Source organism: Klebsiella sp. D-Nf1 (assembly GCF_002810515.1).
GTDB lineage: Bacteria > Pseudomonadota > Gammaproteobacteria > Enterobacterales > Enterobacteriaceae > Klebsiella > Klebsiella variicola.
In genome coordinates this window covers 26,247-44,660 of sequence record NZ_PIOK01000008.1, presented here as the reverse complement: position 1 = coordinate 44,660, position 18,414 = coordinate 26,247, and the positions used below count along the sequence as shown (strand labels likewise).

19 protein-coding genes are annotated in these 18,414 nt (G+C 58.6%); 13 read left to right on the top strand and 6 right to left on the bottom strand.

Annotated elements, in window-relative coordinates; all coding sequences use genetic code 11:
* Window positions 1–61 precede the first annotated feature (61 nt).
* From CWM54_RS23745 to CWM54_RS23730, 4 genes are all read left to right on the top strand, one after another.
* A complete protein-coding gene (locus CWM54_RS23745; protein WP_012542965.1) occupies window positions 62–2,212 on the top strand; it encodes a carbon starvation CstA family protein in 2,151 nt (716 codons plus the stop codon).
* A gap of 109 nt (window positions 2,213–2,321) precedes the next feature.
* Window positions 2,322–2,525 carry a YbdD/YjiX family protein gene (locus tag CWM54_RS23740; RefSeq protein ID WP_004204171.1) on the top strand — a complete coding sequence of 68 codons (204 nt, stop codon included), beginning with the start codon at window positions 2,322–2,324 and terminating at the stop codon, window positions 2,523–2,525.
* Window positions 2,526–2,536: 11 nt separating this feature from the next.
* On the top strand, window positions 2,537–3,493 hold the full coding sequence (gene yjiA / locus CWM54_RS23735; protein ID WP_100681839.1) for a GTPase: 957 nt from the start codon (window positions 2,537–2,539) through the stop codon (window positions 3,491–3,493).
* Window positions 3,494–3,886: 393 nt separating this feature from the next.
* Entirely contained in the window at window positions 3,887–4,432 is a 546-nt protein-coding gene (locus CWM54_RS23730) for a YfaZ family outer membrane protein (protein ID WP_004204167.1), read from the top strand.
* A 96-nt stretch (window positions 4,433–4,528) separates the two neighbouring features.
* Here CWM54_RS23730 and CWM54_RS23725 read toward each other — a convergent pair whose 3' ends face one another.
* Entirely contained in the window at window positions 4,529–5,899 is a 1,371-nt protein-coding gene (locus CWM54_RS23725) for an NAD-dependent succinate-semialdehyde dehydrogenase (RefSeq protein ID WP_100698700.1), read from the bottom strand.
* Between the two features lie 158 nt (window positions 5,900–6,057).
* Window positions 6,058–7,008 carry an Rpn family recombination-promoting nuclease/putative transposase gene (locus CWM54_RS23720; protein ID WP_100698698.1) on the bottom strand — a complete coding sequence of 317 codons (951 nt, stop codon included), beginning with the start codon at window positions 7,006–7,008 and terminating at the stop codon, window positions 6,058–6,060.
* A 217-nt stretch (window positions 7,009–7,225) separates the two neighbouring features.
* Here CWM54_RS23720 and CWM54_RS23715 point away from each other — a divergent pair, with 217 nt between their 5' ends.
* From CWM54_RS23715 to CWM54_RS23680, 8 genes are all read left to right on the top strand, one after another.
* Window positions 7,226–8,041 carry an AraC family transcriptional regulator gene (locus CWM54_RS23715; protein ID WP_100698696.1) on the top strand — a complete coding sequence of 272 codons (816 nt, stop codon included), beginning with the start codon at window positions 7,226–7,228 and terminating at the stop codon, window positions 8,039–8,041.
* A 47-nt stretch (window positions 8,042–8,088) separates the two neighbouring features.
* On the top strand, window positions 8,089–8,751 hold the full coding sequence (locus tag CWM54_RS23710) for a LysE family translocator (protein WP_100698694.1): 663 nt from the start codon (window positions 8,089–8,091) through the stop codon (window positions 8,749–8,751).
* Window positions 8,744–10,036, top strand: coding sequence for a DUF445 domain-containing protein (locus CWM54_RS23705; protein WP_008807587.1), 1,293 nt, complete (start codon window positions 8,744–8,746; stop codon window positions 10,034–10,036). Before CWM54_RS23710 ends, CWM54_RS23705 begins: the two co-directional genes overlap by 8 nt.
* A gap of 53 nt (window positions 10,037–10,089) precedes the next feature.
* On the top strand, window positions 10,090–11,337 hold the full coding sequence (gene mdtM / locus CWM54_RS23700; RefSeq protein ID WP_100698690.1) for a multidrug efflux MFS transporter MdtM: 1,248 nt from the start codon (window positions 10,090–10,092) through the stop codon (window positions 11,335–11,337).
* 25 nt (window positions 11,338–11,362) lie between these two features.
* On the top strand, window positions 11,363–11,602 hold the full coding sequence (locus CWM54_RS23695) for a DUF2164 domain-containing protein (RefSeq protein WP_025713129.1): 240 nt from the start codon (window positions 11,363–11,365) through the stop codon (window positions 11,600–11,602).
* Window positions 11,603–11,699: 97 nt separating this feature from the next.
* Window positions 11,700–12,851 carry a double-cubane-cluster-containing anaerobic reductase gene (locus CWM54_RS23690; RefSeq protein WP_100698688.1) on the top strand — a complete coding sequence of 384 codons (1,152 nt, stop codon included), beginning with the start codon at window positions 11,700–11,702 and terminating at the stop codon, window positions 12,849–12,851.
* A 9-nt stretch (window positions 12,852–12,860) separates the two neighbouring features.
* Window positions 12,861–13,628, top strand: coding sequence for a putative 2-hydroxyacyl-CoA dehydratase activator YjiL (gene yjiL, locus CWM54_RS23685; RefSeq protein WP_100698686.1), 768 nt, complete (start codon window positions 12,861–12,863; stop codon window positions 13,626–13,628).
* A complete protein-coding gene (locus tag CWM54_RS23680; RefSeq protein WP_061155890.1) occupies window positions 13,625–13,879 on the top strand; it encodes a DUF3343 domain-containing protein in 255 nt (84 codons plus the stop codon). Before yjiL ends, CWM54_RS23680 begins: the two co-directional genes overlap by 4 nt.
* On the opposite strand, the gene CWM54_RS23675 is transcribed toward CWM54_RS23680, so the two are convergent.
* The 4 genes from CWM54_RS23675 to CWM54_RS23660 form a co-directional block, all read right to left on the bottom strand.
* Window positions 13,876–14,940, bottom strand: coding sequence for a DUF2955 domain-containing protein (locus CWM54_RS23675; RefSeq protein WP_100698684.1), 1,065 nt, complete (start codon window positions 14,938–14,940; stop codon window positions 13,876–13,878). The two genes, CWM54_RS23680 and CWM54_RS23675, sit on opposite strands and share 4 nt — an antisense overlap.
* Window positions 14,930–15,997, bottom strand: a complete 1,068-nt coding sequence (locus CWM54_RS23670; protein ID WP_008807597.1) for an HlyD family secretion protein — start codon at window positions 15,995–15,997, stop codon at window positions 14,930–14,932. Before CWM54_RS23670 ends, CWM54_RS23675 begins: the two co-directional genes overlap by 11 nt.
* Window positions 15,998–16,003: 6 nt before the next feature.
* Complete coding sequence (locus CWM54_RS23665) at window positions 16,004–16,468, bottom strand: MarR family winged helix-turn-helix transcriptional regulator (RefSeq protein ID WP_100698682.1); 465 nt, start codon at window positions 16,466–16,468, stop codon at window positions 16,004–16,006.
* A gap of 165 nt (window positions 16,469–16,633) precedes the next feature.
* A complete protein-coding gene (locus CWM54_RS23660) occupies window positions 16,634–16,798 on the bottom strand; it encodes a DUF1127 domain-containing protein (RefSeq protein WP_008807599.1) in 165 nt (54 codons plus the stop codon).
* A gap of 177 nt (window positions 16,799–16,975) precedes the next feature.
* Here CWM54_RS23660 and CWM54_RS23655 point away from each other — a divergent pair, with 177 nt between their 5' ends.
* Window positions 16,976–18,388, top strand: coding sequence for a PLP-dependent aminotransferase family protein (locus CWM54_RS23655; protein ID WP_008807600.1), 1,413 nt, complete (start codon window positions 16,976–16,978; stop codon window positions 18,386–18,388).
* Window positions 18,389–18,414 lie beyond the last annotated feature (26 nt).

Genomic DNA, 18,414 nt, shown 5'->3' with positions numbered 1-18,414 from the left:
CCCTTACTTAAAACCAGACGGCTTCGGCCAATTATTCATCTAATTAACGCCAGGTTTTACTATGGATACCAAAAAACTATTCAAGCACATACCCTGGGTGATTCTGGGAATCATCGGGGCATTTTGCCTCTCAGTCGTCGCATTGCGCCGCGGTGAGCACGTCAGTGCCCTGTGGATCGTGGTGGCGTCGGTTTCCGTGTACCTCGTCGCCTACCGTTATTACAGCCTGTATATCGCGCAGAAGGTGATGAAGCTTGACCCGACGCGCTCGACGCCGGCGGTCATTAATAACGATGGCCTGAACTACGTGCCAACCAACCGCTACGTGCTGTTTGGCCACCACTTTGCCGCCATTGCCGGCGCCGGCCCGCTGGTTGGCCCGGTGCTGGCCGCGCAGATGGGCTATCTGCCGGGCACCCTGTGGCTGCTGGCCGGCGTGGTGCTGGCAGGTGCGGTACAGGACTTCATGGTGCTGTTTATCTCCTCGCGGCGTAACGGCGCCTCGCTGGGTGAGATGATCAAGCAGGAAATGGGGCCGGTTCCGGGCTCTATCGCGCTGTTCGGCTGCTTCCTGATTATGATCATCATCCTCGCGGTGCTGGCGCTCATCGTGGTGAAAGCGCTGGCGGAAAGCCCGTGGGGCGTCTTTACCGTCTGCTCGACGGTGCCTATCGCCCTGTTTATGGGGATCTACATGCGCTTCCTGCGCCCTGGCCGCGTGGGTGAAGTCTCGGTTATCGGTATCGTGCTGCTGGTGGCGTCCATCTGGTTTGGCGGCATCATTGCCCACGACCCGTACTGGGGCCCGGCGCTGACCTTTAAAGACACCACCATCACCTTTACTCTGATTGGCTACGCGTTTATCTCCGCGCTGCTACCGGTATGGCTGATTCTGGCGCCGCGTGACTATCTGGCCACCTTCCTGAAAATCGGCGTAATCGTCGGCCTGGCGCTGGGGATCGTTATCCTCAACCCGGACCTGAAAATGCCGGCAGTGACCCAGTACATTGATGGTACCGGTCCGCTGTGGAAAGGCGCCCTGTTCCCGTTCCTGTTTATCACCATCGCCTGCGGCGCGGTCTCCGGCTTCCACGCGCTGATTGCCTCCGGCACCACGCCGAAGCTGCTGGCCAACGAAACCGATGCCCGCTTTATCGGCTACGGCGCGATGCTGATGGAGTCTTTCGTGGCCATCATGGCGCTGGTCGCCGCCTCGATTATCGAACCGGGTCTCTACTTCGCGATGAACACCCCGCCGGCGGGCCTGGGCATCGTCATGCCAAACCTGCATGAAATGGGCGGTGAAAACGCGGCGATGATCGCTGCGCAGTTGAAAGAAGTCACCGTCCACGCGGCGGCGACCGTCAGCTCCTGGGGCTTCGTGATTTCACCTGAGCAGATCCTGCAGACGGCGAAAGATATCGGCGAACCTTCGGTACTGAACCGCGCCGGCGGCGCGCCGACACTGGCCGTCGGTATCGCCCACGTGTTCCATAAAATCATCCCGATGGCGGATATGGGCTTCTGGTACCACTTTGGTATCCTGTTTGAAGCGCTGTTTATCCTCACCGCGCTGGATGCCGGTACCCGCGCAGGCCGCTTTATGCTGCAGGATCTGTTGGGTAACTTCGTGCCGTTCCTGAAAAAAACCGACTCGCTGGTCGCCGGGATTATCGGTACCGCCGGCTGCGTCGGCCTGTGGGGTTACCTGCTGTATCAGGGCGTGGTCGACCCGCTGGGCGGTGTGAAGAGCCTGTGGCCGCTGTTCGGTATCTCTAACCAGATGCTGGCCGCCGTGGCGCTGGTGCTTGGCACCGTGGTGCTGGTCAAAATGCAGCGCACCAAATATATCTGGGTCACCGTTATCCCGGCAGCGTGGCTGCTGCTGTGCACCACCTGGGCGCTGGGTCTGAAGCTGTTCAGCACCAACCCGCAGATGGAAGGCTTCTTCTTTATGGCTCAGCAGTATAAAGAGAAGATTGCCGCCGGCGGCGAGCTGACCGCGCAGCAGATTGCCAACATGAACCATATCGTGGTCAACAACTACACCAACGCCGGACTGAGTATTCTGTTCCTGGTGGTGGTGTACAGCATCATCTTCTACGGCATCAAAACCTGGCTCAACGTGCGCAACAATAAGGTGCGTACCGACAAAGAGACTCCGTACGTGCCGGTACCGGAAGGCGGCGTGAAGACCTCGTCACATCATTAACTCTGATGCCGGATAGCGCTACGCTTATCCGGCCTACAAAAAGTGCATTAACGTAGGCCGGATAAGGCGCTAGCCGCCATCCGGCTTTATTCGTTATCTGGAACTTATAATGTTTGGTAACTTAGGTCAGGCAAAAAAATATCTCGGTCAGGCGGCAAAAATGCTGATTGGCATTCCGGATTACGACAACTACGTCGCGCATATGCAAACCAACCATCCGGATCAGCCGTACATGACTTATGAAGAATTCTTCCGCGAGCGCCAGCAGGCCCGCTACGGCGGCGATGGCAAAGGCGGCGTACGCTGTTGTTAATGGAGGCAATAATGGCACCGATTGCAGTCACCCTACTCACCGGTTTTCTCGGCGCAGGAAAAACCACCCTCCTGCGCCATATCCTTAATGAGCAGCACGGTTTCAAAATCGCCGTGATTGAAAATGAATTTGGCGAAGTCTCCGTTGACGATCAGCTGATCGGCGACCGCGCCACGCAGATCAAAACCCTGACCAACGGCTGTATCTGCTGTACGCGCTCCAACGAACTGGAAGACGCCCTGCTCGATCTCCTCGACAGTCGCGATCGCGGCGAAATCGAGTTTGACCGGCTGGTGATTGAGTGCACCGGCATGGCCGACCCGGGGCCGATTATCCAGACCTTTTTCTCCCATGAGGTGCTCTGCGAGCGCTATCTGCTGGACGGCGTGATCGCCCTGGTGGATGCTGTCCATGCCGACCAGCAGATGGATCAGTTCACCATCGCCCAGTCGCAGGTCGGCTATGCGGACCGCATTTTGCTAACCAAAACCGACGTTGCCGGCGACACCGAGAAGCTGCGCGAACGGCTGGCGCGCATCAATGCGCGGGCGCCGGTTTATACCGTCATACACGGTGATATTGATCTAAGCCAGCTGTTTAACACCAGCGGCTTTATGCTGGAAGAAAAGGTTGTCAGCGCCAAACCGCGTTTTCATTTTGTTGCAGAAAAGCAGAACGACGTCTCGTCGATTGTGGTCGAGCTCGACTATCCAGTGGACATCAGCGAGGTATCACGGGTGATGGAAAATCTGCTGCTCTCCTTTGCCGAACAGCTGATGCGCTATAAGGGCATGCTGTGGATCGATGGCGAGCCGAATCGCCTGCTGTTCCAGGGCGTGCAGCGCCTCTACAGCGCCGACTGGGACCGCCAGTGGGGCGATGAGCGCCCGCACAGCACGCTGGTGTTTATCGGCATTCAGCTGCCGGAAGAAGAGATTCGCGCGGCATTTGCCGGGTTACGACGCTAACCTGCCCGCCTGCGCGCTAAGGCGCAGGCACCGTTCTCTCTCTGACACCTCGCCAAAAACAGGGACCAAACGTCGGCAGCGCGTCGAAAAATGTAAAGCAACGTTTTAATAAGTAACAGCAGAAACACTTTTGGAAATAATAAGAAACTAAATGAATAGGATCCTTAATAATTAATGCCCGCCCTGTTCAGTTTCTGTTTAGCCCACCCATTAAACCGCGGCTAAACAGACCAAATTTGATGATTGACCTCGTCGTAACCCAACGTCATTACAACATTTTCAAAACACCGCCCTGACAAACCCAGCATAAAAAATTGACGTAAGTCACATTTGCAGAGGTAAACATCGATTGTTAAGGTGCGCTCAGACAAATTTAATGACGAGGAGCAAACCATGAAAAAGCTTAACATCCTGATTGTTGCTGCCCTGACCGCGGTCTCTGGTTCCGCCATGGCGATGGGATTTACCGTTGAACAAGGTAAAAACTTCACCAATCTGAATATGGAAATGGGTAAATCCTCTTCTGGCCTGTACGCCGAAAGCCACTGGCTGAAGAATACCGATGATGGTAGCCAGACCGGCGGCGTTGGCGCGGGTTACAATCTGGAAGTAGGTCCGGTTATGCTCAACGCTGGCGCGAAAGCTATCTACCTCGGGCCGAAAAAAGGCGATAACGGCGTCGCGTTTCCGGTCGGCGGCGGGGTGAACGTGGCCCTGACCGACAGCATCCACGTGTTTGGCGAAGGGTATGTCGCGCCGGACGGCCTGAACAACAGCGTGAAAAACTATGTTGAGGCGAACGGCGGCGTGAGCTGGTCTCCGGTGGGTCCACTGACCCTGAAAGTGGGTTACCGTCACGTGAGCGTTGACGGCAAGGAGGGTCGCCCAAACCACACCCTGATTGATGGCGCCTACGTGGGCGGCGGGGTCACCTTCTGATAGCGGCCAACGTCCCTGCAATAAGATTGACATGCAATAAGGTCTATTCATAAAAAACCTGCCGGATGGCAGGTTTTTTATTGCCGGGTTAAGGGCTTAGCGTCGCACCACCACCAGCTTCTGATTCACAAACTCTTTGATGCCGAGATCGGAGAGCTCCCGTCCGTAACCGGAACGCTTCACGCCGCCAAACGGCAGCTCCGGCGCGGTATCGGTGAGCCAGTTGATGTAAACCATCCCGGTTTCAATGGCCGACGCCATCCGTTTGGCGCGTTCGATATCCTGACTGAACACCGCGCCGCCCAGACCATAGTGGGAATCATTGGCCAGCGCGATTGCCTCCTCATCGTTTTTCACCACGTAGATCTGCGCCACCGGGCCAAAGAACTCTTCGAAGTACGCCGGGTTATCACGAGTGATACCGGTCAGGATGGTGGGTTCAAAGAAGTTGCCTTCTCGCGCCGCCGCTTTGCCGCCCAGATGCAGCGTAGCGCCGTTTTTCACCGCCTCGTCCACCTGCTTTCTTAACGTTTCCAGCGCATCTTTGGAAGAGAGCGGCCCCAGTGTAGTGCTTTCATCCAGCGGATCGCCGATTTTCACCTGGCGAAACGCCTCGCTAAATTTTGTCAGGAACGCATCCGCGATATTTTCGTGCAGGATAAAGCGCTTGGCGGCGGTACACACCTGGCCGGCGTTATTCAGCCGCGCCTGGACGCCGATTTTCACCGCGCGCTCCAGGTCGGCATCGTCCAGCACCACAAACACATCGTTGCCGCCCAGTTCCAGCGTCGATTTCTTAATATGCTTCGCGGCCTGCGCCGCCACCACGCTGCCGGCTTTCTCCGACCCGGTGAGCGCGGCGCCCTGCACGCGATCGTCGGCGATAATCTTCGCCACCTGATCCTGGGAGATAAACAGGTTGATCCACGCCCCCTCCGGTGCGCCGGCCTCACGCACCAGATGGGCAAAGGTCTCCGCGCAGTGCGGCACAATGCTGGCGTGTTTGGCGATAACCGGGTTGCCGGCCGCCAGGTTTGGCGCCAGGACGCGCATCAGCTGGTAATAGGGGAAGTTCCACGGCTCCACCGCCATTAAGACGCCGATAGGATGATGCTCAACCCAGGCGTCGCCGAGTTCGGAGGGATATTTCACCGGCGCCAGCAACGATTTGGCGTTATCGGCGTAATAGCGGGCGATCTGCGCGCAAAGTTTCACTTCGCCGCGGCTCTGCTTAATGAGTTTCCCCATCTCCTGGCTGGCGATTTTCGCCAGCTCTTCCGCCCGGCTGTCGATAAGATCCGCCAGCTTATGCAGTACCGCCAGCCGCGGTTCAATATCGCCTTTTGCCCAGGCTGAATGGTAGAGCGCATCCGCCTGCTGCAGCGCCGCCTCCACGTCCGCGTCGCTGTGCGCCGGGTACGTTTTAATAAGCTGATTATTCGCAGGATTCACCGTCTGATAGGCCATATCGCATGTCTCCTTGTTATCGCTATTAAGGCAGTCAAAAATGCCGTCAAGGATATTAAGGGTAGTCGAGATGGCTGGCGATGCGGGTAAAGTTAGGTATATCCGGAATATTCCATAAAGAGGCTAACCGGGGCTACCCTCAGGCCGCCCCGGCGTTATCAATGTTCCTGCGTGGCGATCTCGTCGGCGGCCAGGCCAGTGATTTTCACCACCGTCTCGCGGGCAATACCGTCGTCCAGCATCCTCTGTGCAATGCGCAGCGCCTCGGCATGCTGTCCTTCTTGTCTGCCTTCTTGTCTGCCTTCTTGCCATCCTTCAAGCCGGCCTTCCCGTTTGCCTTTTCTGCGGCCCACTTCCTGTAATCTTTCAGCAATAGTCATCAATCTCTCCCTGTGCTGAGGAACCCGTTGCGCCACTTCGTGGATAAACCGGCCAAAGCGGCGCGCGTTGCCAGTCTGCAGCAAATAATTAAACAGCGTTTTTAGCTGTCTGTCATTAGCATCCCCGCTAAGTAAAATCGTCGTCAGTTGCTCAACGATGTTCATTAAATCGCGCTGGCGAATATGCTTCTGTATCAGCTCGAGTAATGCCACGCGCCGGTGGCGAACGATCTCATCGTCGGGGATCACCGTGATATCCACCAGCGGAAAGGGCGAGATATAAAGCTCCCTCGCCAGCTGCGGATCGGTAAAGCAGTCCAGCCAGTTGAGCGACCACGGGTATGGCGTGGTCGCTCCGTGATAGAACAGCATCGGCACCACCAGCGGCAGTCTGGTATGACCCCCATCAAGATGGCGCTGCATCGCGGCGATGGCGTAGCGCATCAGGCGAAAAGCCATCTGCGCGTCCGGCGAGCTCTGATGTTCGATAACCACATAAATGTAGCCCTCGCCAGACGCGGTTTTGAGTGACCACAGCACATCGGAGTACCAGGCCCGCAGGCTCTCCTCGATAAAGCTTGCCGATTCCAGCTGTAAGGTATCGAGGTCGCAGCGCTGACGCAGCGCAGGCGGTAAATGGATCGCCAGGAAATCACGCGCGGTGTCGACCTGAGTGAGAAACTGTTTAAACACCGCATCATGCGGCGTCGAGGTGGTGCCCTTTGCCATCGGCTCATCCCTGCCTGCTTATCCTGCAGGGACTCTACGCGCTCGGAATGTCTCTGACACCCGGGCAATACAACCTGTACGCGCCGCCACGAAAATAGATTTCCCCGGACTGCAAGCGCGACATCCTTTTTCGAGGCTGTACGCAAATCCAGGCGGGCGACAACCTCCGCGCAGCATGCTATAAACGACCTCTCCCTCCTCAGCAAAGGTCGATGCGGTGAACCATACCCGAGATATCCCCCAAACCTTCTGGCGAGACGATCGTCTACCGTGGCTGGAGCTGCGCAGTACCTGGCACAGCCGCCAGGCCTACAAACGCCACAGCCACCCGCAGCTCTCGGTGGGGGCGATTATCGAGGGGGAAACGCGCTGCCTGTGCAATGGTGAGGAATATCTCCTGCAGCCCGGAGATCTGATCGTGATCCCGCCGCACGTGCCGCATAGCTGTAATCCGCTGCATGACAGGCCGCGCAGCTACCATATGCTGTACCTGGAGGCGGCATGGTGCCACGCGCAGCGCCCGGATATTCCCCCTGGCGCCAGTATCACCTCGCCGCAGCCGCTGTTGCGCGACAGCCCTCTCTTTGCCGATTTCCAGCAGATTGTCGCCCTGATGAGCCACGGGAGCCTTGAACAACTGCCCGCCCGGCTGGCACAACTTCTGCACGCACTGCCGCTGTGCGCCGCCGCGCCGCAGGCGCCACATCACGCCAGCGCCCTGCTGTTTCAGCGCCTGGCAAGCACGCTGCCGACACCGCCATCACTGGATAAGCTGGCCCACGACAGCGCGCTTCGTAAAGAGACCGTTATCCGCGCCGTGAAACAGGATACCGGCCTGACGCCTGCCAGTTTGATCAATATGGCGCGCATCGAATATGCGAAAACGCGCTTACGCGCCGGGGACCCTATTGCCGATGTCGGCTATCAGGCTGGCTTTGCCGATCAGAGCCATTTCCATAAAACCTTTGTCAGCTATACCGCCGCCACGCCGCGGCAATATGCGCAAAGCAGATCAATATCCGACAATAAGTAATACGCCACCTAGCGTAGGGTGGCCTCAGCACCATTATCGAGGCCACTATGAATACCTTATCGACTCTCTTCCCCGCCGCCTTCCCGGCGTTAGCCTTGTCTCACTTTGTCGCCCTGCTCAGCCCAGGTCCTGATTTTTTTCTGTTGGTCGGCTACGCCGTGCGCTACCGGATCCGCGGCAGCATCGGGCTATGTCTCGGCATCGCCGCCGGCAATGCGCTATATATTGTTCTCGCCATCGTCGGCTGGGGGCTTTTGCGTCAGGCGCCGCTGCTGTTTTTGCTCATCGAGCTGTTGGGTGCGGGCTATTTACTGTGGATTGGCAGCCTGCTGATACGCAGCCGTCCCGCGACGCTGGCGGTGGAGAGCGTTCGCGCACCGCTCCCGGGGATCGGTAAACAGCTACTGCTCGGGCTGGGGTCATCGCTGCTCAACCCCAAAAACGCCCTGTTTTATCTGGCGCTGATGACCTCCCTGCTCGGGCCGGCGGTCACCCTGCTTCAGCAAACAGTGAGCGGGTTGTGGATGGTCAGCGTGGTGTTCTTCTGGGATTTACTGCTGGTGAGCGCGATGGCGCTGCCGCAGATACAGCGCCGCCTGGGCGCCATCGTCTGGCAGGTCGAGCGGGCGGCAGGGGCGGTCCTGATGATCTTCGGTCTGTGGATTATCTGGCGATTTTTGCACGACCTCGCCGTCAGGTTATATGCTTAAGTTTATGGAAAAACTCGCTGAACTCAAACGCGCCAAACTGCTGGCGCTGTCGCTGCTGCTGATCGCCGCCGCGCTATTTATCACCACCCTGCTGCTGCCGCCGACGCCGTGGGTCAGCGCGCTAAAGGCCATTTCCGAAGCGGCAATGGTCGGGGCGCTGGCCGACTGGTTTGCGGTGGTCGCTCTGTTTCGCCGTATTCCGCTGCCCTTTGTCGCCCGACATACCGCGATTATCCCGCGCAACAAAGACCGCATCGCCGATAATCTTGGCCGCTTTGTTGAGGAGAAGTTCCTCGACACCCCTTCGCTGGTCGCGTTGATCCGCCGCTATGAGCCAGCCCTGATGCTCGGCAACTGGTTCAGCCAGCCGGAGAACGCCCGCCGGGTCGGCCAGCACCTGCTGCAAGTGATGAGCGGTTTTCTTGAACTGACCGACGACGCGCGCATTCAGCGCCTGCTGCGCCGCGCGGTACATAAGGCGATCGATAAAGTCGACCTGACCCAGACCAGCGCCATGATGCTGGAGGGGATGACCCGCGACAATCGCCACCAGAAGCTGCTGGATTCGCTGATAAGCCAGCTTATCGCCCTGCTGCAGCGCGACAACTCCCGCGCCTTTATCGCTCGTGGCATCGTGCGCTGGCTGGAGACCGAGCACCCGCTGAAGGCCAAACTGTTGCCCACCGAGTGGCTCGGCGAGCACAGCGCCGAGATGGTCACCGACGCGGTGAATACCCTGCTGGACGAGGTGAGCCATGACCGTACCCACCAGATCCGCCAGGCCTTCGACCACGCGGTGCAGAAGCTTATCGACAACCTGAAATCCGACCCGCTCATGGCGCAGAAGGCCGAGAACATCAAAGCATATCTGAAAAATGATGAGACCTTTAACCGCTATCTCGGTGAAGTGTGGGGCGACCTGCGCAGCTGGGTAAAAAACGATATCAGCAGCGACGACTCACGCATTAAGCAGCGCATCGCCGAGGCCGGCCAGTGGTTCGGTGAAACCTTACTCCGCGACGACGCCCTGCGCGAATCGCTTAACGAACACCTGGAACAGGCGGCGCACCGGGTGGCGCCGGAGTTCGCCGCCTTCCTCACCCGCCATATCAGCGACACGGTGAAGAGCTGGGACGCCCGCGATATGTCGCGGCAGATCGAGCTCAATATCGGTAAAGATCTGCAGTTTATCCGCATCAACGGCACCCTGGTGGGAGGGACCATCGGCCTGATGTTGTGGCTGTTCTCGCAGATCCCCTCGCTGCTGCATCTGCATATTGGTTAGCAATGATACTATCCGAACAATAGCGCTGATAAATATTCCACAGGGAGGGCGAAATGATGCACCAGATTTCCCACTGGCTGACCCGCCACGCCGCCGCGCTGTTCTTCCCGGCGGCGCTAATCCTGTATGATTTTTCCGCCTATCTCACTACCGACCTGATCCAGCCGGGGATCCTGCACGTGGTGCGGGATTTCAATGCCGATGTGGCGCTGGCTCCGGCCTCGGTGAGCCTGTACATGGCCGGCGGCATGGCGCTGCAATGGCTGTTGGGGCCGCTCTCTGACCGGATCGGACGGCGTCCGGTGCTGCTCACCGGCGCGCTGATTTTCACCCTCGCGTGCCTGGCGACGTTGTTCACTACCTCCATGACCCAGTTCCTGATTGCCCGCTTCGTGCAGGGCACCAGCATCTGCTTTATCGCCACCGTCGGCTACGTCACCGTGCAGGAGGCCTTTGAGGAAAAAAGATCGATCAGGCTGATGGCGGTGATCACCTCCGTCGTGCTGGTGGCGCCGATCGTCGGCCCGCTCTCCGGCGCGGCGCTGATGCATTTCATCCACTGGAAAGCGCTGTTCGGCATTATCGCCGCCATGGGGCTGGTGGCCTGGCTCGGCCTGCTGTTGACCATGCCGGAGACGGTGCACCGCGGCGATGTGCCGTTCAGCCTGGCCGGCGTGCTGCGCGATTTTCGCAACGTCTTCCGTAACCGCATCTTTTTGCTCGGCGCCGCCACGCTGTCGCTGAGCTATATTCCGCTGATGAGCTGGGTGGCGGTCTCGCCGGTGATTTTAATGGACGCCGGCGGACTGACCACCAGCGAGTTCGCCTGGAGCCAGGTGCCGGTCTTCAGCGCCGTCATCATCGCTAACCTGTCGGTGGCGCGCTGGGTAAAAGATCCCACCCGCCCGCGCTTTGTGCTCAGCGCGGTGCCGGTACAGATGCTCGGCCTGGCCATTCTGATCGTTGGAAATCTGGCATGGCCGCACGTCTGGCTGTGGTCAGTGCTCGGCACTTGCTTCTACGCCTTCGGCATCGGGCTGATTTTCCCGACGCTGTTTCGCTTTACCCTCTTTTCCAACGACCTGCCGAAAGGCACGGTCTCCGCCTCGCTGAATATCGTGATCCTCAGCGTCAGCGCGTTATCGATTGAAGGCGCGCGCTGGCTGTGGTTCCATGGCGGCAGACTCCCCTTCCACCTGTTGGCGGTGGCCGCCGGGATCGTCGCCGCCTGCTGCCTGGCCGGACTGTTACGCCACCAGCGCCAGCGTAGGCAAGCGGTTATCGAAGCCCGGCAGTCGTGAGCCCTTTTACGGAGAAAGCTCCATCATGAACGACATTGAACTCAGCCAGGCGCAGCGCGACCTGCTGCGCGACAAGCTCAGCAAGTACTGCGAAGAGACCTTCAACCTCGAGCTGGAGCAGTTTGACGCCGAGTTTTTTGTCGACTTTATCGCCAAAGAGCTGGGGCCGCTGTTTTACAACGCCGGTATCGAAGAGGCCATCCGCACCCATCTGGCGTGGAGCGAGCGGATCCAGGAAGAGATGGATTTGAAGAAGGTCTATTAACGCCGCGCGCAGACGCAGGAGATCAATAAAAGCACACAAACAACAGGGCTATAATGGCGACTCTTTCAGCATCTCCCGTGTACGGGGAAGGAAAATCATGTCGCTTATCACCGATCTACCCGCCATTTTTGACCAGTTCTCAGAAGCTCGCCAGAAGGGCTTTCTCACCGTCATGGATCTTAAAGAGCAGAACGTGCCGCTGGTGGGCACCTACTGCACCTTTATGCCTCAGGAGATCGCCATGGCAGCGGGCGCCCTTGTCGTCTCGCTATGCTCGACCTCCGATGAAACCATCGAGGAAGCGGAAAAAGATCTCCCGCGCAACCTCTGCCCGCTGATCAAAAGCAGCTACGGCTTCGGCAAAACCGATAAATGTCCGTACTTCTATTTCTCTGACCTGGTGGTCGGGGAAACCACCTGCGACGGTAAAAAGAAGATGTACGAGTACATGGCCGAGTTCAAGGCGGTCCACGTCATGCAGTTGCCGAACAGCGCCAGCGACGCGGCTTCCCGCGCGCTGTGGAAAGCGGAGATCTTGCGCCTGCAGCAGGTGATTGAGGCCCGGTTTGGCACGCCGATTAGCGAAGCGGCGCTGCGTGAAGCCATCGTGTTGAAAAATCGCGAGCGCCGGGCGCTGGCCCACTTTTATCGTCTCGGGCAACTCAATCCGCCGGCGCTCAGCGGCAGCGACATCCTGAAAGTGGTGTATGGCGCCACCTTCCGTTTCGACAAAACCGCCCTGATTGATGAACTTCATGCCATGGCGGAGCGCATCCATCAGGAGTGGCTGCAGGGTAAACGGCTCGAGCCACGTCCGCGGATCCTGATCACTGGCTGCCCGATCGGCGGCGCGGCGGAAAAAGTGGTCCGCGCCATCGAGGAAAACGGCGGCTGGGTGGTCGGCTATGAAAACTGCACCGGCGCGAAAGCGACCGAGCGCTGCGTGGCGGAAGAGGGCGACGTCTACGACGCCTTAACCGAAAAATATCTCGCCATCGGCTGCTCCTGTATTTCTCCCAACGACCAGCGTCTGCAGCTGCTGAGCCAGATGGTGGAGGAGTATCAGGCCGACGGGGTGATCGACGTCATTCTGCAGGCCTGCCATACCTATGCCGTGGAATCGCTGGCGATTAAACGCCATCTGCGCCAGCAGCACGACCTTCCTTATATGGCGATAGAAACAGACTATTCGACGGCGGACCTCGGCCAGCTCAGCACCCGCGTCGCCGCCTTTATCGAAATGCTGTAAGGAGCTCGCGTGAACTATACGGTTGGCATTGATTCCGGCTCCACCGCCACAAAAGGCATCCTGCTGGCGGACGGCGTCATTGTACGCCGATTCCTCTGCCCCACTCCCTTTCGCCCCGCCGACGCCATCCATAAGGCCTGGGAAACGCTACGCGCTGGCCTCACGGAGACGCCTTTTTTAACCCTCACCGGCTATGGTCGCCAGCTGGTGGATTTTGCCGATAAGCAGGTGACGGAGATCTCTTGTCACGGCCTCGGCGCTCGCCTGCTGGCGCCGGACACCCGCACGGTGATTGACATCGGCGGCCAGGACAGCAAAGTCATCCAGCTGGACGCCGAGGGTAATCTCAGCGACTTCCTGATGAATGATAAATGCGCCGCCGGCACCGGCCGCTTTCTGGACATCATTTCGCGGACGCTTGGCGCCAGCGTCGAACAACTCGACAGCATCACTGCAGACGTCGAGCCGCATGCGATTACCAGCATGTGCACGGTGTTTGCCGAATCGGAGGTCATTAGCCTGCGGTCGGCAGGCGTCGCGCCGGAGGCGATTCTGGCCGGGGTGATTAACGCCATGGCCCGGCGCAGCGCGAACTTTATTGGCCGCTTATCGCCGCAGGGGCCGCTGCTGTTTACCGGCGGCGTCAGCCACTGCGCCACCTTTGCCCGGATGCTGGAAAGCCATGTCGGCATGGCGGTGACAACCCACCCCGATGCCCAGTTTGCCGGGGCGATCGGCGCGGCGCTGATCGGCCTGCGCCAGCGGAGGCGCGGATGACAACCTTTCTGTTTTTATTTCATTCCACGGTGGGGGTGGTACGGATGCGCAAAGCCCTGCAGGCGGCGGGGATGACCTTCGAGGTCAAAGATATTCCCCGCCAGCTGCGCAGCGGTTGCGGACTGTGCGTACTGCTGGAGGGGACGGAAGACGCAGCGCGCAGCTGGATCCTGCCGGAACAGACGGCGGCGCTGTATCAGCAGGATGGGGAAGCGTGGCGCTGCCTCGCTACCTTCCCACAGACGGGTTAATGGGTGATCACAAAGCGCGTCGCCGCAAAGCAGTTCAGCAGACGGTGCATGAGAAAGACCAGAGTCAGCGTCACCACCAGCGAAACCGTCACCGAGGTGATACGGTACAGGTCGCTGAACACCAGATCCTGATAGGGATGCAGGTTCTGGCCGAACATAATGCCGATGGTGGTAATGCTGGCAAAGCCCACCCCGGCGCCCACTTTCTCCATCACGTGCAGGCGGGCGCTGAAAGCCAATCCGAGACCAATCAGCGGCATCATCAGGATCATGTGGTTGCTGAAATCATAGATAATCAGTTGCACCACCAGAATATAAAGACAGGCCAGCATCACCCCTACCACGCGCCAGATCGAACTGATCACCGCCCCGCGATAGTGCATCGGAAACAGGATCAGGATCCCGGCCATCAGCGCCGACAGCGAGTCGCTGAGATCGCAGATCTGAAATACCACGAAGATGATCGTCGCGACCGTACCGGAGAGCAGTGATTCATGGCGGATGCGGGCGGCGTCTTTCTCAATCCGCGGCGGCGGCTTGCGCGGCTCGACGTCCGGGATCAAGTAATGTAGCAGCGCGCTCAGCGCCACCGCCAGCACGCAGGCTTCCATATTGGAGAACATCAGGGTGTGCCAGTTGCTGGTGGGATAGCTCATAAAGTTGAGCATCGTGCTCTGGCACACCACCCCCATCGATCCCAGCAGGAACAACGGTCCCTGGCTCATAAAGCGAAAGCGCATGACGTACAGGCCAAAGACGACTAACGTCATGATCACCGGCCACTGTGAAAGATAGCCGACAATCAATACCATTTCGACGCAGTTCACCGCCGCGCTAAACACAAACTGGCGGGCGACATGGCGGTTGAAGAACGGCACCAGCGACATCAGCATCAGCGGATAAACCACGAAAAACACACCGTACTGGACGTCGTAGAAAGTGGAGATGCTGAGCGCAATAGTCCCGGCCACGGCGATACGCACCGTCTGGCGAAAATCATTCGCCGTATAGACGATATTGCCGTGCGGCGTAAAGACGTGCGCCAGGGTATTAATAGACATAGTGCAACCAGCTCACCAGGTGGATCTGCAGGCCGGCAAAGGTGCGGGCGAAAGGACCCTCGCTATTGTACAACTGCACCGTGGCGCGGGCGCCGGTCGGCAGCGGTTTCGCCAGCGGCTGATCCAGCGCGACGTGAATGCGCATGCGCTGTGCGTCGCGCACCCAGCGGGTGGACTGCTCCGGCTGCGACAGCTGGCCGTTCACCGCCTCCTGCCCCGCCAGAATCCCGGCATCGCTGCTGGTGACGTGCGCCGGGAAGACTTGCCCCGGGAGGGCGTCAAAGACCACCGCTGCATCGGTATTCACCGCGGTGTGGCGCAGGCTCTTTTCACGGAAGTCAGCGACGATATCGGTATTGTTGTTGACCAGCGCCAGCACAGCCGTCGCCGCGGTGGCGTAGATCCCCGGGTTAAGCTGCAGGTTGCTGACCATGCCGTCAGTTTCGGCACGCACCTGGGTCCAGGCCAGGTTCAGCTGCGCCTCCTCCAGCGCATTACGGTATTTCTGCAGGGTGACGTTGCGCTTATCGTCGCGCTCGCCGCGCTGGATAAGCAGGTTCTGGATCTGCGCATTCAGCGCCGAGACCGACTGCTCGCTGGTCTGCCAGGTGGTACGCACCTTATCGAGGTCGGACTGCGAGACGTTCTGCATCGTGCTCAGGCGCTGGTAGCGATCGAGCGTGACCTTATCGTTACGGGCGGTGTACTGCGCGGTGCGCAGGTTGGCGCGGGCGGCGGCGATTTGTGCATCCAGCTGCTGGTTGCTCAGTTTCGCCTGCTCAAGGGCAATCTGCGCCGCTTCAACTTTATTAATGAATGGCGTTGGGTCGAGCTCATACAGCAGGTCGCCCTTTTTAACCTGGCTGTTGTTGTGCACGTAAACGTGCGAGACATAGCCGGAGACCCGCGACGATACCGGGGTCACCACGCGCATCACGGTGGAGTCCGGCGTCAGCGGGATCCAGATATCGGCAACGATAAACCAGGCGAATATTCCCAGAAAAGCGGCAATACTCACCCGTACCCAGCGGGCAAATTTTTGTTCAGGCGTCATCATAGTGTGTTAGATCTTGTTATCTTCTTCGCGGATATTCCGCAAACGGCAGGCGATTTGATTTAATGTGTCGCTGAAGGTGGCGAGGTCGGCCTCCGGGATGGTCTGAGTCACGCGTTCCTGATAGGTCTCGATCACGCAGCTCAGTTTTTCCAGAATCGCCCGCCCCTCGGCGGTCAGCGTCAGCAGGCGAATGCGTTTGTCATATGGCGATGTAGAACGCACCAGATAGCCCTGCTTTTCCAGTAACGAGAGGGTGCGCATCAGCGGCGGCAGTTCAATTCCCTGCACCTCCGCCAGTTCGCTGACCGAGACGTTGTCTCCCAGCTGATGCAGTTGCATCAACACCGTCCAGCTGGACTGGGTGAGTCCGGTATCGGTGATAGCGGAGTCAATAATGGCGCGCCACTGGCGCACCACCATGGCCATTCTCATCCCCAACGGGCGGCGGGCAAACAGGTCGTCTTCGGTCACAGGTTTTCCTCTCATTGTTGAGAAGAAAATAATACTTATCAGGGTAAGTATCAAGAAACGGACGATCGCGCCGCATCAATTGATAAATTTCGTGAATGTATTCCCCGGCGTCGCCAGCGCTTACCGGGGCAAAGAAGGAATGATGCCTGAAAAAAACCGCACTTTTTAATTGATCTGATCCCGACGCAGGCCGATGTCTTTCAGCTGTTCGTCGCTCATTCGCTGCAAAGCTCTGCGCGTTTGCTCCTGAAGCCACCATTTTTTGATAAACCGCACCAGCAGTACGAAACCGATAAATGGCTGTCTTGCCCTGTTCTCGTGAAATTCCATCCTCTACCTCCTCACCTTGCCAGAGGCTTTATCTTCACGGATTTGGGGCCAAGGAATACAGATTCACAAAACGCTTTTCTTTAACATACAGATTAGCTAAAACGTACACCAGAGCCCAATTTTTACGCCAATCTGTACTGGTTATTCCATCTGTATGGCTGCAATTAAGGATACAGCATGACCCGCTACCAACATCTCGCTACGCTGCTGGCCGAACGCATCGAACAGGGCCTGTATCGCCACGGCGAAAAACTGCCGTCGGTGCGCAGCCTGAGCCAGGAGCACGGCGTCAGCATCAGCACCGTCCAGCAGGCCTATCAGTTGCTTGAGCAGCAACAGATGATCGTACCGCAGCCGCGATCGGGCTATTTCGTTGCCCCGCGCAAGGCCCAGCCGCCGGTGCCGCCGATGTCGCGTCCGGTACAGCGCCCGGTGGAGATCACCCAGTGGGATCAGGTGCTGACCATGCTCGACGCCCGCTACGATAAATCGATTATCCCCTTCGGCGGCGGCTCGCCGGATGTCACACAGCCAAGCCTGAAGCCTATCTGGCGCGAACTGAGCCGGGCGATCCAGCATAACCTCAGCGAAGTGCTGAACTATGACGAGCTGGCCGGGCGCCGCGAGCTGAGGGAGCAGATCGCCCGTCTGATGCTTGACGGCGGCTCGGTAGTGACGGCTGACGATCTGGTGCTCACCAGCGGCTGCCATAGCGCGCTGTCTCTGGCCTTGCTGTCGGTATGCCAGCCTGGCGATATCGTGGCGGTGGAATCTCCCTGCTACTACGGCACGATGCAGATGCTGCGCGGACTGGGATTAAAGACCATTGAGATCCCTACCGATCCGGAAACCGGGATCAGCATTGAGGCCCTGGAGCTGGCGCTGGATCAGTGGCCGATCAAAGGGGTGATCCTCGTGCCAAACTGCAATAACCCGCTGGGCTTTATCATGCCGGACGCTCGCAAGCGCGCGGTGCTGAACCTGGCCCAGCGCCACGATATCGTGATTTTCGAGGATGATATTTACGGCGAGCTGGCCACCGAGTACCCTCGCCCGCGCACCATTCACTCCTGGGATATCGACGGCCGGGTGATGCTCTGCAGCTCTTTTACCAAAACCATCGCCCCCGGCCTGCGCATCGGTTGGATAGCGCCCGGGCGCTACTACGACAAGCTGCTACAGATGAAGTACGCCGCCAGCGGCACTAACGTCCCCTCCACTCAACTGGCGGCCTGTAATTTTATTCGCGAAGGCCACTATCACCGCCACGTGCGGCGGATGCGGCAGATCTATCAGCGTAATATGGAGATCTACACCTGCTGGCTGCGGGAATTTTTCCCGTGCGGGATCTGCGTCACCCGGCCAAAAGGTGGTTTTATGCTGTGGGTGGAGCTCCCGGAGCAGGTGGATATGGTCTGCGTCGCCAAACAGCTGTGCCGGTTGAAGATCCAGGTCGCGCCGGGCTCGCTGTTTTCGGCAGCGGGCAAGTATCGCAACTGCGTCAGGATCAACTGTGCCCTGCCGCCGACCGAGAAACATAAAGCGGTGATGGTGAAGCTAGGAGAAGCGGTGAAGGTGGCGATGGAGTGAAGTTGAACCTGTTTCCCCGGTGGCGC